Origin of the sequence: Neorhizobium sp. NPDC001467, assembly GCF_050275975.1 — a bacterium.
Taxonomy (GTDB): Bacteria; Pseudomonadota; Alphaproteobacteria; order Rhizobiales; family Rhizobiaceae; genus Neorhizobium.
The window spans coordinates 122,442-141,217 of record NZ_JBNNPS010000010.1 but is presented as its reverse complement, the minus strand read 5'-3'; the positions used below and the strand labels follow the sequence as shown (position 1 = coordinate 141,217).

Annotated in this window: 17 protein-coding genes; 10 read left to right on the top strand and 7 right to left on the bottom strand. The window is 63.0% G+C overall.

Going from position 1 to position 18,776, the window contains the following annotated elements:
* Positions 1 to 289: 289 nt before the first annotated feature.
* Positions 290 to 1,000 carry an HAD family hydrolase gene (locus tag ACQKKX_RS17760; protein ID WP_427572502.1) on the top strand — a complete coding sequence of 237 codons (711 nt, stop codon included), beginning with the start codon at positions 290 to 292 and terminating at the stop codon, positions 998 to 1,000.
* Here ACQKKX_RS17760 and ACQKKX_RS17755 read toward each other — a convergent pair.
* On the bottom strand, positions 987 to 1,610 hold the full coding sequence (locus ACQKKX_RS17755; protein ID WP_427572501.1) for a DNA-3-methyladenine glycosylase I: 624 nt from the start codon (positions 1,608 to 1,610) through the stop codon (positions 987 to 989). The genes ACQKKX_RS17760 and ACQKKX_RS17755 overlap by 14 nt on opposite strands.
* A gap of 245 nt (positions 1,611 to 1,855) precedes the next feature.
* Here ACQKKX_RS17755 and ACQKKX_RS17750 point away from each other — a divergent pair, with 245 nt between their 5' ends.
* From ACQKKX_RS17750 to ACQKKX_RS17725, 6 genes are all read left to right on the top strand, one after another.
* Positions 1,856 to 2,722, top strand: coding sequence for a L,D-transpeptidase (locus ACQKKX_RS17750; RefSeq protein ID WP_427572514.1), 867 nt, complete (start codon positions 1,856 to 1,858; stop codon positions 2,720 to 2,722).
* A gap of 205 nt (positions 2,723 to 2,927) precedes the next feature.
* Positions 2,928 to 3,617, top strand: coding sequence for a L,D-transpeptidase (locus tag ACQKKX_RS17745; protein ID WP_427572500.1), 690 nt, complete (start codon positions 2,928 to 2,930; stop codon positions 3,615 to 3,617).
* Between the two features lie 301 nt (positions 3,618 to 3,918).
* A complete protein-coding gene (locus ACQKKX_RS17740) occupies positions 3,919 to 4,440 on the top strand; it encodes an NUDIX hydrolase (RefSeq protein WP_427572498.1) in 522 nt (173 codons plus the stop codon).
* 115 nt (positions 4,441 to 4,555) lie between these two features.
* On the top strand, positions 4,556 to 6,061 hold the full coding sequence (locus ACQKKX_RS17735) for an inorganic phosphate transporter (protein WP_427572496.1): 1,506 nt from the start codon (positions 4,556 to 4,558) through the stop codon (positions 6,059 to 6,061).
* Between the two features lie 24 nt (positions 6,062 to 6,085).
* On the top strand, positions 6,086 to 6,823 hold the full coding sequence (locus ACQKKX_RS17730; RefSeq protein WP_427572494.1) for a 16S rRNA (uracil(1498)-N(3))-methyltransferase: 738 nt from the start codon (positions 6,086 to 6,088) through the stop codon (positions 6,821 to 6,823).
* A gap of 138 nt (positions 6,824 to 6,961) precedes the next feature.
* Positions 6,962 to 8,335, top strand: a complete 1,374-nt coding sequence (locus ACQKKX_RS17725; RefSeq protein WP_427572492.1) for a glutamate--cysteine ligase — start codon at positions 6,962 to 6,964, stop codon at positions 8,333 to 8,335.
* A gap of 113 nt (positions 8,336 to 8,448) precedes the next feature.
* On the opposite strand, the gene ACQKKX_RS17720 is transcribed toward ACQKKX_RS17725, so the two are convergent.
* Positions 8,449 to 8,742, bottom strand: a complete 294-nt coding sequence (locus tag ACQKKX_RS17720) for a DUF1127 domain-containing protein (RefSeq protein WP_427572491.1) — start codon at positions 8,740 to 8,742, stop codon at positions 8,449 to 8,451.
* Between the two features lie 184 nt (positions 8,743 to 8,926).
* Between ACQKKX_RS17720 and ACQKKX_RS17715 the strand changes: the two genes are divergently transcribed.
* Positions 8,927 to 9,877 carry a LysR substrate-binding domain-containing protein gene (locus ACQKKX_RS17715; RefSeq protein WP_427572489.1) on the top strand — a complete coding sequence of 317 codons (951 nt, stop codon included), beginning with the start codon at positions 8,927 to 8,929 and terminating at the stop codon, positions 9,875 to 9,877.
* Positions 9,878 to 9,969: 92 nt separating this feature from the next.
* Complete coding sequence (locus tag ACQKKX_RS17710) at positions 9,970 to 10,878, top strand: LysR substrate-binding domain-containing protein (protein WP_427572487.1); 909 nt, start codon at positions 9,970 to 9,972, stop codon at positions 10,876 to 10,878.
* A 12-nt stretch (positions 10,879 to 10,890) separates the two neighbouring features.
* Here ACQKKX_RS17710 and ACQKKX_RS17705 read toward each other — a convergent pair whose 3' ends face one another.
* From ACQKKX_RS17705 to ACQKKX_RS17695, 3 genes are all read right to left on the bottom strand, one after another.
* The gene (locus tag ACQKKX_RS17705) at positions 10,891 to 11,310 is read right to left on the bottom strand and encodes an MAPEG family protein (protein WP_427572513.1); all 420 of its coding nucleotides are present in this window, start codon (positions 11,308 to 11,310) and stop codon (positions 10,891 to 10,893) included.
* A gap of 98 nt (positions 11,311 to 11,408) precedes the next feature.
* Positions 11,409 to 12,902 carry an IMP dehydrogenase gene (gene guaB, locus ACQKKX_RS17700; RefSeq protein WP_427572485.1) on the bottom strand — a complete coding sequence of 498 codons (1,494 nt, stop codon included), beginning with the start codon at positions 12,900 to 12,902 and terminating at the stop codon, positions 11,409 to 11,411.
* A gap of 326 nt (positions 12,903 to 13,228) precedes the next feature.
* The gene (locus tag ACQKKX_RS17695; protein WP_427572483.1) at positions 13,229 to 14,272 is read right to left on the bottom strand and encodes an MBL fold metallo-hydrolase; all 1,044 of its coding nucleotides are present in this window, start codon (positions 14,270 to 14,272) and stop codon (positions 13,229 to 13,231) included.
* A 259-nt stretch (positions 14,273 to 14,531) separates the two neighbouring features.
* On the opposite strand from ACQKKX_RS17695, the gene ACQKKX_RS17690 reads away from it, so the two are divergent.
* Entirely contained in the window at positions 14,532 to 15,950 is a 1,419-nt protein-coding gene (locus ACQKKX_RS17690) for a DHA2 family efflux MFS transporter permease subunit (RefSeq protein WP_427572482.1), read from the top strand.
* 57 nt (positions 15,951 to 16,007) lie between these two features.
* Here the strand turns inward: ACQKKX_RS17690 and ACQKKX_RS17685 are convergent, their stop codons facing one another.
* Together ACQKKX_RS17685 and ACQKKX_RS17680 are read right to left on the bottom strand one after the other, a co-directional pair.
* Entirely contained in the window at positions 16,008 to 16,766 is a 759-nt protein-coding gene (locus ACQKKX_RS17685) for an RlmE family RNA methyltransferase (RefSeq protein ID WP_427572480.1), read from the bottom strand.
* Entirely contained in the window at positions 16,763 to 18,673 is a 1,911-nt protein-coding gene (locus ACQKKX_RS17680; RefSeq protein ID WP_427572479.1) for a Ppx/GppA phosphatase family protein, read from the bottom strand. The genes ACQKKX_RS17685 and ACQKKX_RS17680 overlap by 4 nt, the downstream gene beginning before the upstream one ends.
* Between the last annotated feature and the right edge of the window lie 103 nt (positions 18,674 to 18,776).

Sequence of the window (18,776 nt, the reverse complement as noted above, 5' to 3'; positions counted from 1 at the left end):
TTTTCCGTCTCCCATGCTTGTCATCCGAGCCAAAAGCTCGGGTATCCGTTCAGGACGATTGGAAAAGATGGGGGCGATCAAACTCTAGCACGGCCTGGCATTCATCAGAATGGTGGCCTGCACGTCTCCGATCCATCCCCCATCGCCGGCCGGGCGGCTACCCGAGCCGGCGCTTCTTTTTCTCACAAGAAGCGCGGATAGTCATAAGACAAGCGGTTCATTGCGCAACGCGCGCACGCCTTGCCGGAAACCGACAGCTTGTCCATATTCCGGCTGGAGGATTTGTGTCATGACCATGCGCCCGATCACGGCGATCGGCTTTGATGCCGACGATACGCTGTGGCAGAACGAACAGTTCTTTCGATCGACCGAAAGCCATTTTTCCGGTCTGCTCAAGGAATTTGCCGCGCATGACGTGGTGGCGGAAAGGCTGCTGGCGGCCGAAAAGCGCAACCTGGATTTCTACGGATACGGGATCAAGGGTTTCGTTCTGTCGATGATCGAGACCGCGATCGAGGTGACGGACGGCAAGGTCGAGGCGCGCGTCATCGGTGAAATCCTCGATGTCGGACGCGAAATGCTGCGCCATCCGGTGGAGACGCTGCCACATGTGCGCGACGTGCTGGAGGCGCTTTCCGGCCATTACATGCTGGTGCTGATCACCAAGGGGGACCTGTTCGATCAGGAGCGCAAGCTGGCGCAATCGGGACTGGGCGATTTCTTCGATGCGGTCGAGATCGTCTCGGAAAAGACTGCCACCACCTATCGCCGCGTGTTCTCACGTCTGGCCGACGGGCCGGAACGGGCGATGATGATCGGCAATTCGCTCAAGTCCGACATCGTGCCGGCGATCGCCGCCGGCGCCTGGGGCGTGTTCGTGCCGCACGAACTCACCTGGGTTCTGGAACATGTCGAGCCGCCGAGCGATGCCCCGCGGTTCCGCCAGATCGCCCATCTCGGCGAGTTGCCGGGCATTCTCGAAACGATCATGGCCGCCTGAACGCCGCCCGCAGCCGTTCGATCTCCGGCTGGCAGAAACAACCGTCGAGATGGTCGTTGACCATGCCCATCGCCTGCATGAAGGCATAGACGGTCGTGGGGCCGACAAAGGTCCAGCCGCGCTTTTTCAGATCCTTCGACAGCTGGGTGGAGACCGGCGTGGTGGGATTGGCGACAAGGGTTGCGTGGTCCATTACTGCCGGACGCGTGTCGCCCTTCGGCTCGTAGCGCCAGAAAAAGCTGGCAAGCGAGCCGAATTCGTCGCGCAATGCCACCGCCCGGTGGGCATTGTTGATGGTCGAGACGATCTTGCCGCGATGGCGGATGATGCCGGCATCGGCCAGGCAGCGGGCGATGTCGTCCTCGCCGAACAGGGCAACCCTGTCGAAATCGAAACCGGCAAAGGCGGCGCGAAAATTCTCGCGCTTGCGCAGGATCGTCAGCCAGGACAGGCCGGACTGGAACCCTTCCAGGCAGATCTTTTCAAACAGCCGGATATCGTCGGTGACGGGTCGTCCCCATTCCTCGTCGTGATAACGACGGTAGTCTTCAAGACCGCCGTGCCAGGCGCATCGAAACCGGCCATCCGCGCCTTCGACAATCCCCGTCATGCCCTGCTCCCTGCCCGTTAATGCGATTTGCGCTTGTCTTCATAGCACGTCAACCATGTCTTCCAACCACCCGGTAACCCTGCCGAAAGCTTTACACCTGGCGCATCCCGGATTGGCGGCGGGATTTACCATTCGCTCGTGAATTGCCGCCCAAGGTCTGGCGAAACGCCGGATGCGGCCGCGCCGCCGACTGTCCATCAGCACCCATCTGTCCATCAGCATCCAAGGAGCCGATTGCCATGAAAATGAGCCTCTTGCCTTTTGCCAAACGCGCCGGCCTTGCGGCCCTTGGGCTCCTCCCTCTTGTCGCGGCCGCTCCCGCGCTCGCTCAGGACCGCTACCAGCAGCGCCCGCCGGTGATGGTCAGCCCGGACCTGACCGCGCCCTGGCTGCAGCAGCTCGGCGAAGCGCCGCGCCGGGCTGCGCCGCAATATCGCACGGCTGCACCCCAACCGCGCTATCACCAACCCAGATACGACCAGCCCCGTTACGACCAGCCGCCACGCCCCTACCCCCAGCAGCAGCGCCGCGGTCAGCAGGCGCGGCAATATCTGTTTCCGCCGGCGCCTGCGCGCGCGCCCCGTTCCGTGCGGCCGCAGCCGCGTGCGCAACAGGCGGCGCTGCGCCCGGACCTGCCCGTGATCCGCGGCCAGATCGAGCCGCAATTCCTGCCGCAGACAGTGTCCTACGACACGCAATATGCGGCCGGCACGATCGTCATCGACACCAATAACCGGTTCCTCTACCTCGTCATGGAAGGCGGCCAGGCCAAGCGTTACGGCGTCGGCGTCGGCAAGCCGGGCTTCGAATGGGCGGGCGAACACAAGGTGACGCGCAAGGCCGAATGGCCGACATGGATCCCGCCCCAGGAAATGATCTCACGCGAAGCCGCCAAGGGCCATTACCTGCCGGCGCGCATGGATGGCGGGCCGGAAAACCCGCTCGGCGCGCGCGCGCTCTATCTCGGCTCCACGCTGTACCGTATTCACGGCACCAATGCCCCCTGGACGATTGGCTCCGCCGTGTCCTCCGGCTGCATCCGCATGCGCAACGAGGACGTCACCGATCTCTACGGTCGCGTCGATGTCGGCACCCGCGTCATCGTCATCTGACGGCGCGAGGCCCGTGATCTCACCGGCGGGGACGCCATGCGGTATTTTTCCCGCAGATATGCGGCAAGATGTGACAGGATAGACACGCTGGCGCATGTATATCGCCGCGACTTTGTTCACATTCGCCCTGCCTGATCTTGCCGAAGCAGCCGCGCCGGGACATTTTGTCCCGGCTTTTTTATTGACATGGCCGAAGGGGGTTTGAATGAAACTCGGTAAGATCATGGCCGCGATTGCGGCATTGGGCGTGGGCATCACGCTGGCCCTGCCGGCCACGCAGGCTTTTGCACAGTCGCGCCAGCCGCAGACGACGGCAAGCGACGTTGCGCCTTCGGTTCGCAACAAGCCGGTGCCGGAAAAATACAAGCGCCGGATGGTGCGCTTTTCCACCAACGAGGCCCCCGGCACGATCATCGTCGATACCAACAACAAGTTCCTCTACTATGTCGAGGGCCGCAACCGCGCCACCCGCTACGGGATCGGCGTCGGCCGCGAAGGTTTCGGCTGGTCGGGCGAAGTGGCAGTGGGCCGCCGCGCGGAATGGCCGACCTGGACGCCGCCGGCCGAAATGCGGGCCCGTGAAGCGCGCCGCGGCATCAAGCTGCCGGTGGTCATGCCAGGCGGCCCGGAAAACCCGCTCGGGGCACGGGCGCTTTATCTCTACAAGGGCGGTCGCGACACCATCTTCCGCATCCACGGCACCAACCAGCCCTGGTCGATCGGCCTCAACCTGTCCTCGGGCTGCATTCGCATGATGAACAAGGATGTTGAGCACCTGTATGCACGCGCGCCCGTCGGCACCAAGGTCGTCGTCATCGGACCGGGTTCCAAACCGGGCGACGTCGCCTTCAAGGACCGCGGCGTCGATATCTTCCGCACCATTTTCGGCGGCTGATCGCATTCACGCTCAGCAGACCCGGCAGCCCTAGGGGCGCCGGGTCTCTTTCGCGATGGCCGCGTTTTGCGCAGACGCCTCCTTGGCATCCAACCCGTCGCAACTGTTTTATGGACAGATCAGGCTTTCATACACATATAGATGAACAGCTGTGCAATCGTCTCTTGACGGTTCTTGTGCGCCGGCCACACTTCACATCGTCACGAATAAGAGCGATTCTCTGCCGATTGAGCGAAGATGGTCTCGATTGTGACAGCGCAGCCCTGTATTAGGCGTGCATCATATAGGAGATTCGGAGAAATTGGGCTTCATCGATCGCGTTACCACCAATGTGCGCCTGATGCTGCAGCGCCCCCCGCGGCAGCAATATGCCGCACTGTGCTACCGCGTTCGCAAGAAGCAGGCGAACCGGCTGGAAGTGCTGCTGCTGACCAGCCGCGATACCGGCCGCTGGGTCATTCCCAAGGGCTGGCCGATGGAAGGCAAGAAGGCGCATGCCGTGGCCGAACGCGAGGCTTACGAAGAGGCGGGCGTGAAGGGTAAGGTCTGCAAGGAGCCGCTCGGTCATTTCCATTACGGCAAGACCCTGTCCAGCGGCATCAAGGTGCCCGTGATCGTGCAGGTCCATGCGCTCGAAGTGGAGGACATGCTCAAGAGCTTCCCCGAAAAAGGCAGTCGCCGCCTTGAATGGGTGAGCTGCGAGGAAGCGGCGCGCCGGGTCAAGGAGCCGGAGTTGAAAATGCTCATCACCCGGTTCGGCGACAGCATGGCTGCGGTCGAGACGCCGGCTGCCGCGCCGGTCGGCAAATCCGCCGAGGCGTGACGCAGTCCTTGCGCGGACCGGCCGGGAAGCGATGGCGCGAGCGACTGCTTTAGGTCCGCGCATCGTATCGGTCGGTCCCCTTTCCTCCCGACAACAGCCATCAGGATAAACAGGAATGTCCGCCAACAGGCGCCGTCTGGTCAAACCCACGCTGGACAAGGATCTCGCCAAGATATCGATGATCGAGGACGCCTCGCGTTATCTGTCGCGCGGCTTTGCCGTGCACGGCGCAGCGCTGATCTTCGTGTTTCTTGTGGCGGTCCTTGCCGGCAGCCTGGTCACGGGGCGAGCGGATGTCGTGGTCGTTGTCGGGGCAGCCGCGATCGCCGCCTATATGGCGATGAATATCGGCGCCAATGACGTGACCAACAATATCGGCGCGGCCGTCGGCGCGCGCGCCATGACGATGACCTTCGGCCTTGCGCTGGCCGCGGTCTTCGAGATCGCCGGCGCGGTGATCGGCGGGCGCCATGTGGCCGATACGATCGCCGGCGGCATCATGCGCGAGGGGTTGATCACCGGTCCCGACGTGATGATCTGGGCCATGATGGCGGCGCTGCTTTCGGCGGCGATCTTCATCAACATCGCCACGTGGCTGGGCTGGCCGATTTCCACCACCCATTCGATCGTCGGCAGCGTGATGGGATCGGGCATTGCCGCTGCCGGGCTTTCGGCCATCGACTGGAAGACCGTGGGGGGTATTACCGCCAGCTGGATGATCTCGCCACTGCTGGGCGCCGTCTTTGCCGCCGGTTTCCTCTACCTCATCAAGGAAACCATCATCTATCGCGAGGACAAGATCGCCGGCGCCAAGCGCTGGGTGCCGGTACTGCTCGGCATCATGACCGGAGCGTTTGCCGGCTATCTGGCCATTGTCGGTCTCGAACACCTCGTCGATGTCTCCGTGCTCATGGCGACGCTGATCGCGCTTGCCAGCGGCGTTGTGGCGTGGCGGCTGCTGATCCCGGTCATCGCAAGGCAGGCGGAGGGACTGGAAAACCGGAACCAGTCGCTGCGCAAACTGTTTCGCATCCCGCTTGTCTTTGCAGCAGCGCTGATGTCCTTCGCGCATGGCGCCAACGACGTGTCGAACGCGATCGGACCTCTGGCGGCCATCGTCTCGGCCACCCAGCGCGGGGTGCTCGGTACGGTCGAGGTGCCACTCTGGTCACTCCTCGTCGGCGGTATCGGCATTTCGCTCGGCCTGCTTCTTTACGGACCCAAACTGGTGCGGCTGGTCGGTTCGCAAATCACCAAGCTCAACCCGATGCGGGCTTTTTGCGTCTCGCTGTCGACGGCGCTGACGGTGCTGAGCGCCGCCTGGCTGGGCCTGCCCGTCTCTTCCACCCATATTGCCGTCGGCGCCGTCTTCGGGGTCGGTTTCTTTCGTGAATGGTATACCCGCCATTCCCGCCGCCGCTTCGAATATGTGCGCGTACGCTCAGGCGGCGACATCGACCCGGTCGAGCCTTTCGAGCGCAATGACGAAGAATTCCGCCACCGCTATCTGGTGCGCCGCTCGCATTTCCTCAGCATTATCGCGGCCTGGATGATCACTCTTCCTTGCGCGGCCGCCCTGTCGGTCGTTATGAGCCTGGTCATGTTCGCGATCTTCCTGTGATCGCCCAATCGGGATTTTGAAATCATGCGCGCCAATTTCCGCATGCAGCGGCTTTTCGTCGAGACCGATATCACCCTCGATACGCCGATCGCGGCGACGGCTGACCAGTTCAACTATCTCGTCAACGTGCTGCGGCTGGCGGCAGACGCGCAGGTGCTGGTCTTCAACGGTCGCCACGGCGAATGGCGGGCGCGCCTGGCCTTTCCCAGCCGCAAGAAGCTCATGCTCGAGCCCGTCGAGCAGACGCGGCCGCAGCCTGAACCGTCCGACCTGCACTACCTGTTCGCACCGCTGAAGACCGGGCGGCTGGATTATCTGGTGCAGAAGGCGGTGGAAATGGGCGCCGGCCTTCTGCAGCCGGTCATGACCCAGCATGTGCAGGGCAAGATCACCAGCATGGACCGGCTGGCTGCCAATGTTATCGAGGCGGCGGAACAGTGCGGCATATTGTCGGTGCCGCCGGTGATGACGCCGAAAAAGCTTGGCGAACTGCTGGACGGCTGGCCAGGCGATCGCCGCATCATTTTCTGTGACGAAGGCGATGAGGGGCAGAACCCTGTGCCGATCCTCGGCGCCATCAGGGAGACCAGACTTGCTCTTCTGATCGGGCCGGAAGGCGGGTTTTCCGAGGAGGAAAGACGCATGTTGCGCAGTCTTCCCTTCGTCACCGCCATTCCGCTCGGGCCCCGCATCCTGCGGGCAGATACGGCGGCGGTCGCAGCACTTGCCATCATCCAGGCCAGTATTGGCGACTGGCGCTAAGCACAAGCGGCAGAATTGACACACGATTGCCAGATTTTCTGAAAGCGCGTTGAAACAAAATCACTTGCACCGCACATGAAAGCGGTTCAAGCAGCGGCACGTTCGTCAGACTAAGCGCCACTCCAAAAGGTAATCTCTATGGCACGTGACACCACCGATCATACGCCCCTCACTTCGGTGTCAGAACTGTCGGCCTATCTGGCTGGCGGCGCCAAGCCCAAGGACCGGTTTCGCCTGGGCACGGAACATGAAAAATTCGGTTTCTTCACCGCCAATCTCGAGCCTGTTCCCTATGAGGGCGACGCCAGCATTTCCGCCCTTCTGAAAGGCATGCAGGAAAAGCTCGGCTGGGAGCCGATCATTGATGCCGGCAACATTATCGGGCTTGGCGAAAAGGACGGCATGGGGGCGATCTCCATCGAGCCGGGCGGCCAGTTCGAGCTTTCGGGCGCACCGTTGAAGACGCTGCATGAGACAAGAGCGGAGACCGAGCAGCATCTGGCGGTTCTCAAGGAGGTTGCCGACCCGATGGGCATCCGCTTCCTCGGCATTGGCGGCAGTCCCAAATGGTCGCTGGCGGAAACGCCGCGCATTCCGAAATCCCGCTATGACATCATGACCCGCTACATGCCGAAGGTCGGCACGCGCGGTCTCGACATGATGTACCGTACCTGCACGATCCAGGTGAACCTCGACTTTGCTTCAGAACTCGACATGGCGCGCAAACTGTCTTTGTCGATGAAGCTGCAGCCGTTGGCGACCGCACTGTTTGCCGCCTCGCCCTTTACCGAGGGCCGTCCGAACGGACTGCTTTCTTGGCGCGGCGATATCTGGCGTGACACCGACAACCAGCGCGCCGGCCTGATGCGGGCCGCCTTCGAGCCGGGTTTCGGCTTCGACAGCTATGTCGAATGGGCGCTCGACGTGCCGATGTATTTCATCGTTCGCGACGGCCGCTACCGCGACTGTACCGACATTACCTTCCGCCAGTTCATGGACGGCGCGCTGAAGGGCAAGATCGATGCCTTCGAGCCGACGCTGGGCGACTGGACCAACCACCTTTCCACGCTCTTTCCCGACGTGCGGCTGAAGCGCTATCTTGAGATGCGCGGCGCCGATGGCGGGCCGCTGTCGCATATTGCCGCGCTGCCGGCCTTCTGGGTCGGGCTTCTCTATGACGACCAGGCGCTGGCCGATGCCGAGACGATGACGGCCGACTGGAGCTTCGAGGAGGTGCAGTCGCTGCGCGATGCGGTTCCGGCCGCCGGGCTTTCGGCCGAGCTGCGCGGCGTACCGCTGTTCGACATCGCCCGCGATGTTCTGGACATTGCCACGCGCGGCCTGCGCTCGCGCGATTGCCGCAATGCCGAGGGCGCCGACGAAAGCATTCATCTGGCGCCGCTCGACGCGATCCTCAAGAACAAGGCGACGCTCGCCCAGGAACTGCTGACGCTCTATAACGGCAGCTGGCTGACCAGCATCGATCCGGTCTTCGAACAGTATCAGTACTGACGCCGGCGCGCCTGCGGGCATCTGCGTCAGAGCGGGCACGAAAAAGCCCGGCACGGGCGAACCGGGCCGGGCAAGAGGCAGGGCTATTGGCATGACCCTGCTGGGAAAACAATTCAGCCGTGAAATGACCGAAAATAGGCGCGGCGGCCCCGTTGGCGCGCCGCCGACAGGTGGCGATAGGGATCGTCCAGCACGCCGGAATGCAGCAGGGCCTGCTCGACATCCTGGCGGCTGAGGCCAAGATCGGCCAGTTGCTGTTCATCGAGATCAAGCAGCGGATTGAGCGCCATGCGGTTTTTGAGAGCGCGCCACAGGGCCGCCACGCGCAGAACCAGACGGGTCGGGAACATGGCGCTGCGGCTTGCGCCGGTCATTGCGATTTCGCTCATCCGTTCGTTCATGCGCATGGCCTTATCCTTCGCTTCAGGCACAAAAGACCGTTCCGCGACACGCGCAATGCGCTCGCCGGTCGTCAAACCCGTCACCATGGCGGGTCGTTGATCAATTTGAATGTGTTATGCAAGATCGCTATTGATCAGTCCAACGAATGTTTTTAATGATAAGCATCAACCCTACTTATGGATGACACCCATGTCCGCGCCTCTCGACATCGATCAACTGCACACCTTCGTCGCCATCGTCGATACCGGCAGCTTCACCAGGGCGGCCGACCGGGTGTTCAAGACCCAGTCGGCGGTTTCGATGCAGATGCGCCGACTGGAGGAGCGGGTCGGCAAGCAGCTGTTCATGAAGGACGGGCGCGGCAACAAGCTGACGGCGGAGGGCGACAAGCTGCTCAATTACGCGCGACGCATCGTCCGCCTTAATAGCGAGGCGATGGCGGCTTTCGATGACAACCGGCTGGAGGGCACATTGCGCATCGGCACGCCGGACGACTATGCCGACCGCTACATGCCCGAAATCATCGGCCGTTTCGCCAAGACGCATCCGAATGTCGAGCTTTATATCGTGTGCGAACCTTCGCCGAGCCTTGCCGAAAAGATGACCAGGGGCGAACTGGATATCGCGCTCGTGACCCACAACCCGCGCCTGCGAGTGTCCGACGTGGTGCGCACGGAGCCGCTGTGCTGGGTCGGTTCGGCCAACCATCCGCTTAAGGACGATGCCCCGGTGCCGCTCGCCGTCGGCCGACGCGACTGCCTGTGGCGCCAGCTTGCCTGTTCGGCACTCGATGCGGACGGCCGCGACTATCAGGTCCTGTTCACCAGCTGGTCGGCCACCGTGGTGGCGGCCGCGGTGCTGACCGGCATGGCGGTTTCCGTGCTGCCGGAATCGGCGCTCAGACCCGGCATGAAGGTGCTGACGGCTGCGGACGGTTTTCCACCCCTGCCACCGGTGCAGATCGGCCTGATGAAACGTGCGGGTCTGTCATCCTCGCTCATCAATGCCATCACCGACCATATCACCGCCTGCCTCGACAACATCTCGCCCGCCCCGCTCTCCGACGACATCGACGGCGAGATGAAGACGGTGACGCGTCTGGTGCGGCCGCGCCTCGGACAGGTCATGCCGGGCTGGTGAAAACTTTTCCGACTGCACAACCGCCGTTGCGCCTGAGGGTCGATCTCTGTATTTCCGATAGCGAACATCGTCTCTGATCTGAAAATCCTATCATGCTTACCCTGCGCCAGATGCGCTATTTCGAAGCGTTGGCCACCACCCGTCATTTCGGCAGGGCGGCCGCCATGGTCAATGTCAGCCAGCCGGCGCTGTCGGCTCAGATCATGGAAATGGAGGAGCATCTTGGTGCGCTTCTGGTCGAACGCCATCGCTCAGGCGCCCTTCTCACGCCGCGCGGCGAGGCCGTGTTGCAGCATGTGCGGCGTATCCTGCGGGATGTGGCGGGGCTCGAAGAATTTACCCGCGAGGGCGGCGGCGTACTGCAGGGCCTGACGCGGATCGGCATAATCCCGACCGTCGCGCCCTATCTCGTGCCGGCGCTCGTGCCGCATCTGCGGAAGCATCATCCGCAGGTGGAAATCGAACTGCGCGAAGCCGTCACCGACCGGCTGATCGCCGACCTTGTGGAAGGGCGGATCGATGCCGTGATCGCAGCGCTGCCGATCGATGGCGAGGGGCTGGAAAGCCGGCCGCTTCTTTCGGACCGGTTCTTCATGGCCATGGCGCGCAACGATCGCGACGTGCTGACCTCGCCGCTCACGGAGACGCAGGTGGATGCCGAACGCCTGCTCCTGCTCGAAGAGGGCCACTGCCTGCGCGACCAGGCGCTGGCGGTGTGCGGCACGGCGGGCAGGCGCAGCCTCGTCAATTTCGGTGCTACATCGATGACGACGCTTCTGCAGATGGTGTCGCATGACATGGGCATGACGCTGATCCCGGAAATGGCGATCGCCACCGAGGCGGCGCGAACCGACCTGCGCATCGTGCCCTTTGCCGAGCCGGCTCCCTCTCGGCAGATCGGGCTCGTGTGGCGGCGCTCGAGCGGGCGCGGCCAGGACATGGAAGCGCTCGCAGCGGCAATTGTTGCCGTCGCCCCGAAACCCGATCGAGCCGACCGGTAGCCGGCCTGACGCTCAGGATGTGGCCAGCCATACGGCCAGCCAGGCCCACAGAAGAAAGGTCGCGGCAAAGCCGACCATGAACAGCGGACGGCGCAGGCGCAGGCGATTGCTCGTCACATGCACATAGGAATGGGCATAGCGCGACAGCACGAATATCCAGGCAATGAGGATGGTGCCGATATTGTCGGCATTGCAGATGAAGGTTGCAAGAACGCCTACGTGAAACAGCATCGGCAGTTCGAACTGGTTCTTCAGGTTGTTGTGGATGAGAAGGCTGCCGGCCGGTTCGGACAGGTTTTCCCTGAACTGTTCCGCCTTTACCAGACCCGAACGCACGGCCGCGACACGTCGGCTGGACAACAGGTAGTAGAGGATGAAGACGAGGAATGCGTGGGCGATCATCGGCCAGAACATGGCGGTGGTATCGGTCATCATTGAAATTGTTCTCCGGAGCTTTGCCCGTTCTGACACGAAAATGGGCCGGGTTGAATGCCCGGCCCGCTTAAATCGGTAGGGATCGTTCCGGTGCTTTAAGAACTGACGCCCGGATAGTTCGGGCTTTCGCGGGTGATCGTCACGCCATGCGGGTGGCTTTCACGCAGACCGGCGCCGGAAATGCGCACGAAGGTCGCCTTTTCCTGAAAATCCTTGATGTCCTTGCCACCGACATAACCCATCGCGGCTTTAAGGCCACCGGCGAGCTGATGCAGCACGGCCGAGACCGGGCCCTTGTAGGGAACCTGGCCTTCGATGCCTTCCGGAACGAGCTTCAGCGTGTCGCGTACTTCCGCCTGGAAATAACGGTCTGCCGAGCCGCGCGCCATGGCGCCGACGGAACCCATGCCACGATAGGCTTTGAACGAACGGCCCTGATAGAGGTAGACTTCGCCCGGGCTTTCGTCGGTGCCGGCAAGAAGCGAACCGATCATGACGGCGGATGCGCCGGCGGCGATCGCCTTGGCGACGTCGCCCGAAAACTTCAGGCCGCCATCGGCGATGACCGGAATGCCGTGCTTGTTGCCTTCCTCGACAGCGGCCATGACGGCTGCCAGCTGCGGCACGCCGACGCCGGCGACGATGCGGGTGGTGCAGATCGAACCCGGACCGATACCGACCTTGATGCAATCCGCGCCGGCATCGATCAGCGCCTTGGTGCCTTCCGACGTCGCGACATTGCCGGCGATGATGCGGATGGCGTTCGACATTTTCTTGACGTGGGCGACCGCATCCAGAACCTTCTGCGAATGACCGTGCGCGGTATCGACGACGATGACATCGACGCCGGCATCGATCAGGCGCTCGGCGCGCTCGACGCCGTCATCACCGGTGGAGATGGCGGCGGCGACCCGCAGGCGGCCCTGCGCATCCTTGGCGGCATTGGGGTTGAGCTGCGACTTTTCGATATCCTTGACGGTGATGAGACCGACGCAGCGCCCTTCGTTATCGACCACCAGCAGCTTTTCGATGCGATGCTTGTGCAAAAGACGCTTGGCTTCGACCTGATCGACGCCGTCCTTGACGGTAACCAGGTTGTCGCGCGTCATCAGTTCAAAGATTTTCTGGGACGGGTCGGAAGCGAAACGGACGTCGCGGTTGGTGAGGATACCGACCAGACGACCCGGGCGACCGCCGTTTTCAACGACCGGAATACCGGAAATGCCATGCGCCTTCATCAGCGCGTGGGCATCGGCAAGCGTCGCGTCGGGGCCGATCGTGACCGGATTGACGACCATGCCGCTTTCGAATTTCTTGACCTGACGGACTTCCTCGGCCTGTTCGACCGGGGTCAGGTTGCGGTGGATGACGCCCATGCCGCCCGACTGCGCCATGGCAATGGCGAGACGGCTTTCGGTGACCGTATCCATGGCCGAGGACAGGATCGGCAGAGACAGATCGATATCCTTGGCGATGCGGGTGGAAATATTGGTCTGGCCCGGCATGACTTCCGAATGCCCCGGCTGCAGGAGCACATCGTCGAAGGTAAGCGCTTCCGCGCCGGTTGCCGAGATTACGATGCGTGCCATTGCCAATTCCTTCAGTTGGATAGGCAGAATCCTCCGGAAAAGGGAAAATCCCTGGTCCGGCTTCTTCTGCATGAAATACATGGAAGTTGGCGAGGGCTGGTAACACGTTCATGACGGATTGGGAACAGAAAAATCCCGGAGGGGAGATGCTCCGGGATTGCATGGCTTGTGTCAGAACCGCATGAGTTCCTCAGTGCGGTTCCCTGACTTCGTCATCCTCGGCCCTATGCCGAGGATCTGATCACATTGATAATATCAGGCCGCAGCAGATCCTTGGGACGAGCCCGAGGATGACGACGGAGGGGGCTCCGACCTGCGACGCGCCATCAGATCTCGAACTGGTAGGTCTTCGGCACGAAGCGATAACCGTTCTCGAATTTTTCGGCGTAACCGACCGCCGGGAACGGCATGTGGTAACCGAGGAAGGCCACCTTGTCGGCCGCGATCATGTCGAACACCTTGCGGCGGCTTTCCGCGGCCTTCGCCTTGTCCATGTCGAACCGCACCTGCCAGTCGGGCTTTTGCAGCGACAGGACATAGTGGTTGGCGGTATCGGCGGTCAGCACCAGACGCTTGCCGGCGGATTCGACGTTGAACACCATGTGGCCCGGCGAGTGACCGAAGGCGGCCATGCTGGTAATGCCGGTGACGACATCGGCGCCATCACCGATGAAGGTCGTTTTTTCGGCAAGCGGTTTGACATTGGCGAGCACGCCCTTGTGGCCGTTCTCGGCCGGCGTGCCGACACGCGCTTCATCGGTCCAGAAATCATATTCGACCTGACCCGCGATATAACGCGCATTCGGGAAAGCCGGCGCACCCTTTTCCATCAGGCCACCGATATGATCGCCATGCATGTGGGTCAGTACGACGATCGAAACATCCTCGCGCTTGTAGCCGGCGGCGGCGAGGCCTTCGATCAGGCGGCCATTGCCCTTCGCGCGGCCACCCTCGCCGAAACCGGTATCGAACAAGACAAGCTCGCTGCCGGTATTGATGGCGACCGGCGCATAGCTGTTGACGAACTGGTCGGTGGGAAGAAAGTTCTTTTCCAGAAGCGCTGCGACCGTATCGGGCGCCTGATCGGTGCCGAAGGTTTCGTTCGGCTTGGCGACAGCGCCAAAACCGTCACGGATGGCGAGAACTTCGAAATCGCCGAGCTTGAAGCGGCTCACTTCCGGCGGCATGGCGTGGTCCATGGGTAATCCCTTATTGGCTTCGGCGCCGGTCCTGACGCCCTGCGCGGTCTGGGCCTGGGCCTGGGTCTGGGTCTGGGCCTGGGCTTGGCCGGTCAGAATGGCCGGTGCCGCCAGCACGCCGAGGCCGGCGGTTCCAAGCATCGTCCTGCGATCGATCGTATAGCGCGTCATGATGATCTCCATCGTTTTCACCGGTCGAGCCAAGCAGGACCGTCCCGCCAGAAAAGATAGAAGGCGCGTGTGTCGAGCAAGCCGACGTCACGCAGACGTGATGCGAAATGACGAAAGTTGGCCGCAGATCATTGGCACGCCATCCAATCGGGAATAGACCCTTTTCAGGCGTTTCGAAGCCGCGGATCGACTTTTCCGCCCGGTCACGGTTTCGAGCCGATGCGCCAGCATGCAGCATTCTTTCCGTAAAGCGTATCCGATGAACCGCGCAGTGCCTCTCATTCTTGCCGTCGCCCTTTTCATGGAGCAGATGGATTCCACCGTCATCGCCACCGCCCTGCCGACGATCGCGAAGGATCTTGAGGTCGGGCCGATCACGCTGAAACTGGCGCTGACCTCCTACATGGTGGCGCTCGCCGTGTTCATTCCGATCAGCGGCTGGATGGCGGACAAGTTCGGGGCGAAGAAAGTGTTTCGCTCGGCCATTCTCGTCTTCATGATCGGCTCGATCTTCTGCGCCATTTCCTCCAGCCTGATCGAATTCGTGATGGCGCGGTTCCTGCAGGGCATGGGCGGCGCGATGATGACGCCCGTCGGGCGCCTCGTCCTCCTGCGCACCACCCGGCGCAGCGATCTCGTGTCCGCCATGGCGCTTCTGACCATTCCGGCGCTTGTGGGACCGCTGACCGGCCCGCCGATCGGCGGTTTCATCACCACCTATTTTTCCTGGCACTGGATCTTCATCATCAACATTCCGGTCGGAATTCTCGGGCTGATCATGACCGGCATCTGCCTGCCGGAAATCGAAAAGCGGGAGTCGCCGCGCATCGACTTTTTCGGCTTCCTGCTGACGGCCTTTGCGGCGGCCGGCGTGGTGTTCGGCCTTTCCGTCATCGGTCTTCCCGCCTTGCCACCGGCGGTCGGCATCGGCGCCACGCTGATCGGCATCGCCTGTGCGGTCGCCTATGTCTATCACGCCCGCCGGCATCCGTTCCCCATCCTCAACCTTGGGATCTTCGAAAACGCCGCCTTTCGCGCCGCAACGATCGGCGGCACGATCTTTCGCATCTCGACCGGCGCCATTCCCTTCCTGATGCCGCTGATGCTGCAGCTCGCCTTCGGGCTCACCCCATTCCAGTCGGGCCTGATCACCTTTGCCGGTGCCGGCGGCGCGCTGACGGTAAAATTCATCGCCAAGCGCGTCTATCGCGCCATCGGTTTCAAGACGACGCTGATCTGCGCCGGTTGCGTCGGCGCGGTCACCACCGTGGTCAACGGCTTCTTCACGCCGCAGACGCCACATATGGCGATCATCTTCTTTCTGTTCGTTTCCGGCCTAGCACGGTCGTTCTTTTTCACCGGCGCCAATGCGCTGAGCTATTCGGAAATCGAGGATGCGCAGGCAAGCCAGGCCACATCGATGTCCTCCGTCCTGCAGCAGGTGAGCCTCGCGCTTGGCGTCGCCTTCGCCGCCTCCATCCTGGAAGCTGCATCCGCGCTGTCAGGTACGCATCTGCAACTGGCCGATTTCCATCTCGCCTTCTACGCGGTGTCGGTCATGTCGCTGCTGGCGATCATTCCGCTTCTGCCGCTCGACAAATATGCCGGTGCGGTGGCGTCCGGTCATGGCGCGGGCCGGAAAGAGGCCATGCGGGCAAAACCGACGCCCGGTGAATAGGCCATTCTCCCGGACCATTCCCCCGGCCCCGTTCCTGCGGCAGCGTGAAGCCGAAAATCACCGCCCGTGATCTTCGGTCCAGTTCTCACGCTCGTCGACATAGTCGGCAGGCTCTTCCCGTTCATCCGAAAAACCAGGCTGACGGCCCTTGAACCCCTTGGCGAGCAGGAACATTTCCACCGATTCCTGGCGCGAAGCGCCGGGCTTTACATGGATGACCTGCTTAAAATTGCGCTTGAGCAGATCAAGCAGATCCTTCTCGGTGCCGCCCTGAAAGGTTTTCGCCAGGAAATGGCCGCCGGGGCCCAGAACCTCGATGGCGAAATGCGCCGCCACCTCGCACAGATGCATCGTGCGCAGATGGTCGGTGCGGTGATGACCCGTGGTGGGAGCGGCCATGTCGGACATGACCAGATCCGGCGTGCCGCCGATCGCCTCGATCAGCTGGCGCGGCGCGTCGTCATCCAAAAAGTCCAGCTGCAGGATTTTGACGCCCGGCAGAGGCGCCATTTCGAGAAAATCGATCGCGGCAACGCGGATATCCTCGTCGGTCGAATTCGTCACCTTGGCGGCGATCTGCGACCAGCTGCCCGGTGCGGCGCCCAGATCGATAATGCGGCGCGCACCTTTGAGGATCTGGTGCTTGTCGTCGATCTCCAGAAGCTTGAAGGCCGCACGGGCGCGATAGCCTTCGAGCTTGGCGCGCTGCACATACGGATCGTTGATATGGCGCTCAAGCCAACGGCGCGACGACGCCTTCAGCTTGCCGCTCTTGACCTTCTGGCCGAGCTTGCGGCCGATGGGCGGTTTCGTCATCGCCTTGCTCCTGAAGATTGCGGGGCCTGCTGTCCGGGGCGGGCGCTGCGGGCGCCGGTCTCGGCCTCTCGCGCGCCGTCCTTGCGCAGGCGGTGGCGGCGCCAGACGCCGTCATCGGCCATCATTTCGGTCAGAATGCCCTCGCGCAGGCCGCGATCGGCCACCCGCATGCGGGTGCTTGGCCAGCGGCGGCGGATGGCTTCCAGAATGGCGCAGCCGGCAAGAACCAGATCGGCGCGATCCGGCCCGATGCAGGGATTGGCGGCGCGCCCGGCAAAGTCCCAGGACAGGAGCTTGTTCTGCATGGCATCGACCTCGGCATTCGACAGCCAGACGCCATCGACACGCCGGCGGTCATAGCGCGGCAGATCGAGATGGACGCCGGCAAGCGTGGTGACGGTGCCCGACGTGCCGATCAGGTAGAAATCCTCCGGCCCCGCCCCGACATAGTTCATGTCGATCGGCGGGCACTGGAATTTGGCAAGCATGCCCTCGACTTCACCGACCATGGCGGCAAACACGTCCGGCGTGACATCGCGGCCGCCATGACGTTCCGACAGGGTGACGACGCCGACCGGCAGCGAGGTCCAGTCGGTGATATGGCTGGCAAGACGCGAGGAGCGCTGGTCGCCAATGCGGATGACGGCGATTTCCGACGAGCCGCCGCCGATATCGAACAGCACGACCGAGCGCGCCTCGCGCCCCACAAGCGACGAGCAGCCGGATACGGCAAGCCGTGCTTCCGTCTCGCGGTCGATGATCTCGAGATCGAGGCCCGTCTCCGCCTTCACGCGCGACAGGAACAGTTCGCCGTTTTCAGCGGCGCGGCAGGCTTCGGTGGCAATCAGCCGCATGCGCTTGATCGGCCGGTTGGCAAGTTTGGCGGCGCAGACGCGCAAGGCATCGACGGCGCGATCCATGGCATCCTGCGACAGGCGCCCGGTTGCGCCGAGCCCCTCGCCCAGACGCACGATGCGCGAAAACGCGTCGATGACGCGAAAATGGCCCGGGCGCGTCGGCTGTGCGATCAGCAGCCTGCAATTGTTGGTGCCGAGATCGAGCGCCGCGTAAAGATCCTCGTGCGGCCCGATATTGCCGCGTCCCGAATCCGCCGGCCCGCCCTTCTCAGGACTTGCGTGATGTCGCTCATGGCGGTTCGAACGCGGCTCGAAAGCCGGGTGCTGGCCGTGGCGCAATTTTGCCTCGCGGGCCATGTCCGGCAAGGCGGCGACGGCTTCGCGTGCATCGGTCTTGCGATGCGGATGCGACTTGTCAGACAGCCGGTCCGACGGCCTATCCGACGACTTGTCATCGGCCTGCCTGCCGGCCGGCGCCAGCGGGCGCACCTGTGGATTGCGGGCATTGCGGTTCCTGTTGCGGCGGCGATTGCGCCCCTTGCCGGCGCCGGGCCCCTGATGTTGGGAAGGGTGATGACCCTGCACCTGGCCGGACCGATGACCACCGGCACTGCCGGGGGTCGAGGAATGTCCCTCGCCTGCATGGCCCGTCCCATGCGCGGCTCCGGGCGCTGTTACATTCCCTGCCGCGGGCGCATTGCCTGCAACAGGCGCGGCCCCTGCAACGGGCGCTGCATGGTCGCCGCCAGCCCCATGGCTGCGGGAAGACGTTTCGGCCTGCCGGTCTCTTGGCGGATGGTCGCCATGCACCGGCGAGGGCGCGCCACCACGCGCGCGGCGACGCTTGCGCTTGCGCACGGGCATGCCGTCATCAATTGCTTCAGGGCGTCGGGCATCGCCGGTCACGCCGGCTTCGCCACCACGCGCAGGTAGGGCCGCGGAACGGGACTTGCCGTTCTGCTTTGCCTTGCGGCGCCTGCGGTTCTTGCCGCTGCGCCCTGCCGCCGACGCCCCGCCATCTGGCGGCTCTTTGCCGCTGTCGGGGTCCATCACTGATCTTTTCCGTCTCGCCGCGCAAGACCCCCGTGAGCGGGACTGCTGCAGGCCTCTGGTGTTTCGTTGCCATAAGGATAACAGCGACGCGCCCATTCGC

What these genes read in the sequence shown, in the direction of transcription:
- ACQKKX_RS17685 (WP_427572480.1), bottom strand. Translation starts at nt 16,766, where the DNA reads ATGACGAAACCGCCCATCGGCCGCAAGCTCGGCCAGAAGGTCAAGAGC.
- ACQKKX_RS17710 (WP_427572487.1), top strand. Translation starts at nt 9,970, where the DNA reads ATGCTTACCCTGCGCCAGATGCGCTATTTCGAAGCGTTGGCCACCACC.
- ACQKKX_RS17745 (WP_427572500.1), top strand. Translation starts at nt 2,928, where the DNA reads ATGAAACTCGGTAAGATCATGGCCGCGATTGCGGCATTGGGCGTGGGC.
- ACQKKX_RS17730 (WP_427572494.1), top strand. Translation starts at nt 6,086, where the DNA reads ATGCGCGCCAATTTCCGCATGCAGCGGCTTTTCGTCGAGACCGATATC.
- ACQKKX_RS17705 (WP_427572513.1), bottom strand. Translation starts at nt 11,310, where the DNA reads ATGACCGATACCACCGCCATGTTCTGGCCGATGATCGCCCACGCATTC.
- ACQKKX_RS17720 (WP_427572491.1), bottom strand. Translation starts at nt 8,742, where the DNA reads ATGCGCATGAACGAACGGATGAGCGAAATCGCAATGACCGGCGCAAGC.
- ACQKKX_RS17755 (WP_427572501.1), bottom strand. Translation starts at nt 1,610, where the DNA reads ATGACGGGGATTGTCGAAGGCGCGGATGGCCGGTTTCGATGCGCCTGG.
- ACQKKX_RS17760 (WP_427572502.1), top strand. Translation starts at nt 290, where the DNA reads ATGACCATGCGCCCGATCACGGCGATCGGCTTTGATGCCGACGATACG.
- guaB (WP_427572485.1), bottom strand. Translation starts at nt 12,902, where the DNA reads ATGGCACGCATCGTAATCTCGGCAACCGGCGCGGAAGCGCTTACCTTC.
- ACQKKX_RS17695 (WP_427572483.1), bottom strand. Translation starts at nt 14,272, where the DNA reads ATGACGCGCTATACGATCGATCGCAGGACGATGCTTGGAACCGCCGGC.
- ACQKKX_RS17690 (WP_427572482.1), top strand. Translation starts at nt 14,532, where the DNA reads ATGAACCGCGCAGTGCCTCTCATTCTTGCCGTCGCCCTTTTCATGGAG.
- ACQKKX_RS17680 (WP_427572479.1), bottom strand. Translation starts at nt 18,673, where the DNA reads ATGGACCCCGACAGCGGCAAAGAGCCGCCAGATGGCGGGGCGTCGGCG.
- ACQKKX_RS17725 (WP_427572492.1), top strand. Translation starts at nt 6,962, where the DNA reads ATGGCACGTGACACCACCGATCATACGCCCCTCACTTCGGTGTCAGAA.
- ACQKKX_RS17735 (WP_427572496.1), top strand. Translation starts at nt 4,556, where the DNA reads ATGTCCGCCAACAGGCGCCGTCTGGTCAAACCCACGCTGGACAAGGAT.
- ACQKKX_RS17750 (WP_427572514.1), top strand. Translation starts at nt 1,856, where the DNA reads ATGAGCCTCTTGCCTTTTGCCAAACGCGCCGGCCTTGCGGCCCTTGGG.
- ACQKKX_RS17715 (WP_427572489.1), top strand. Translation starts at nt 8,927, where the DNA reads ATGTCCGCGCCTCTCGACATCGATCAACTGCACACCTTCGTCGCCATC.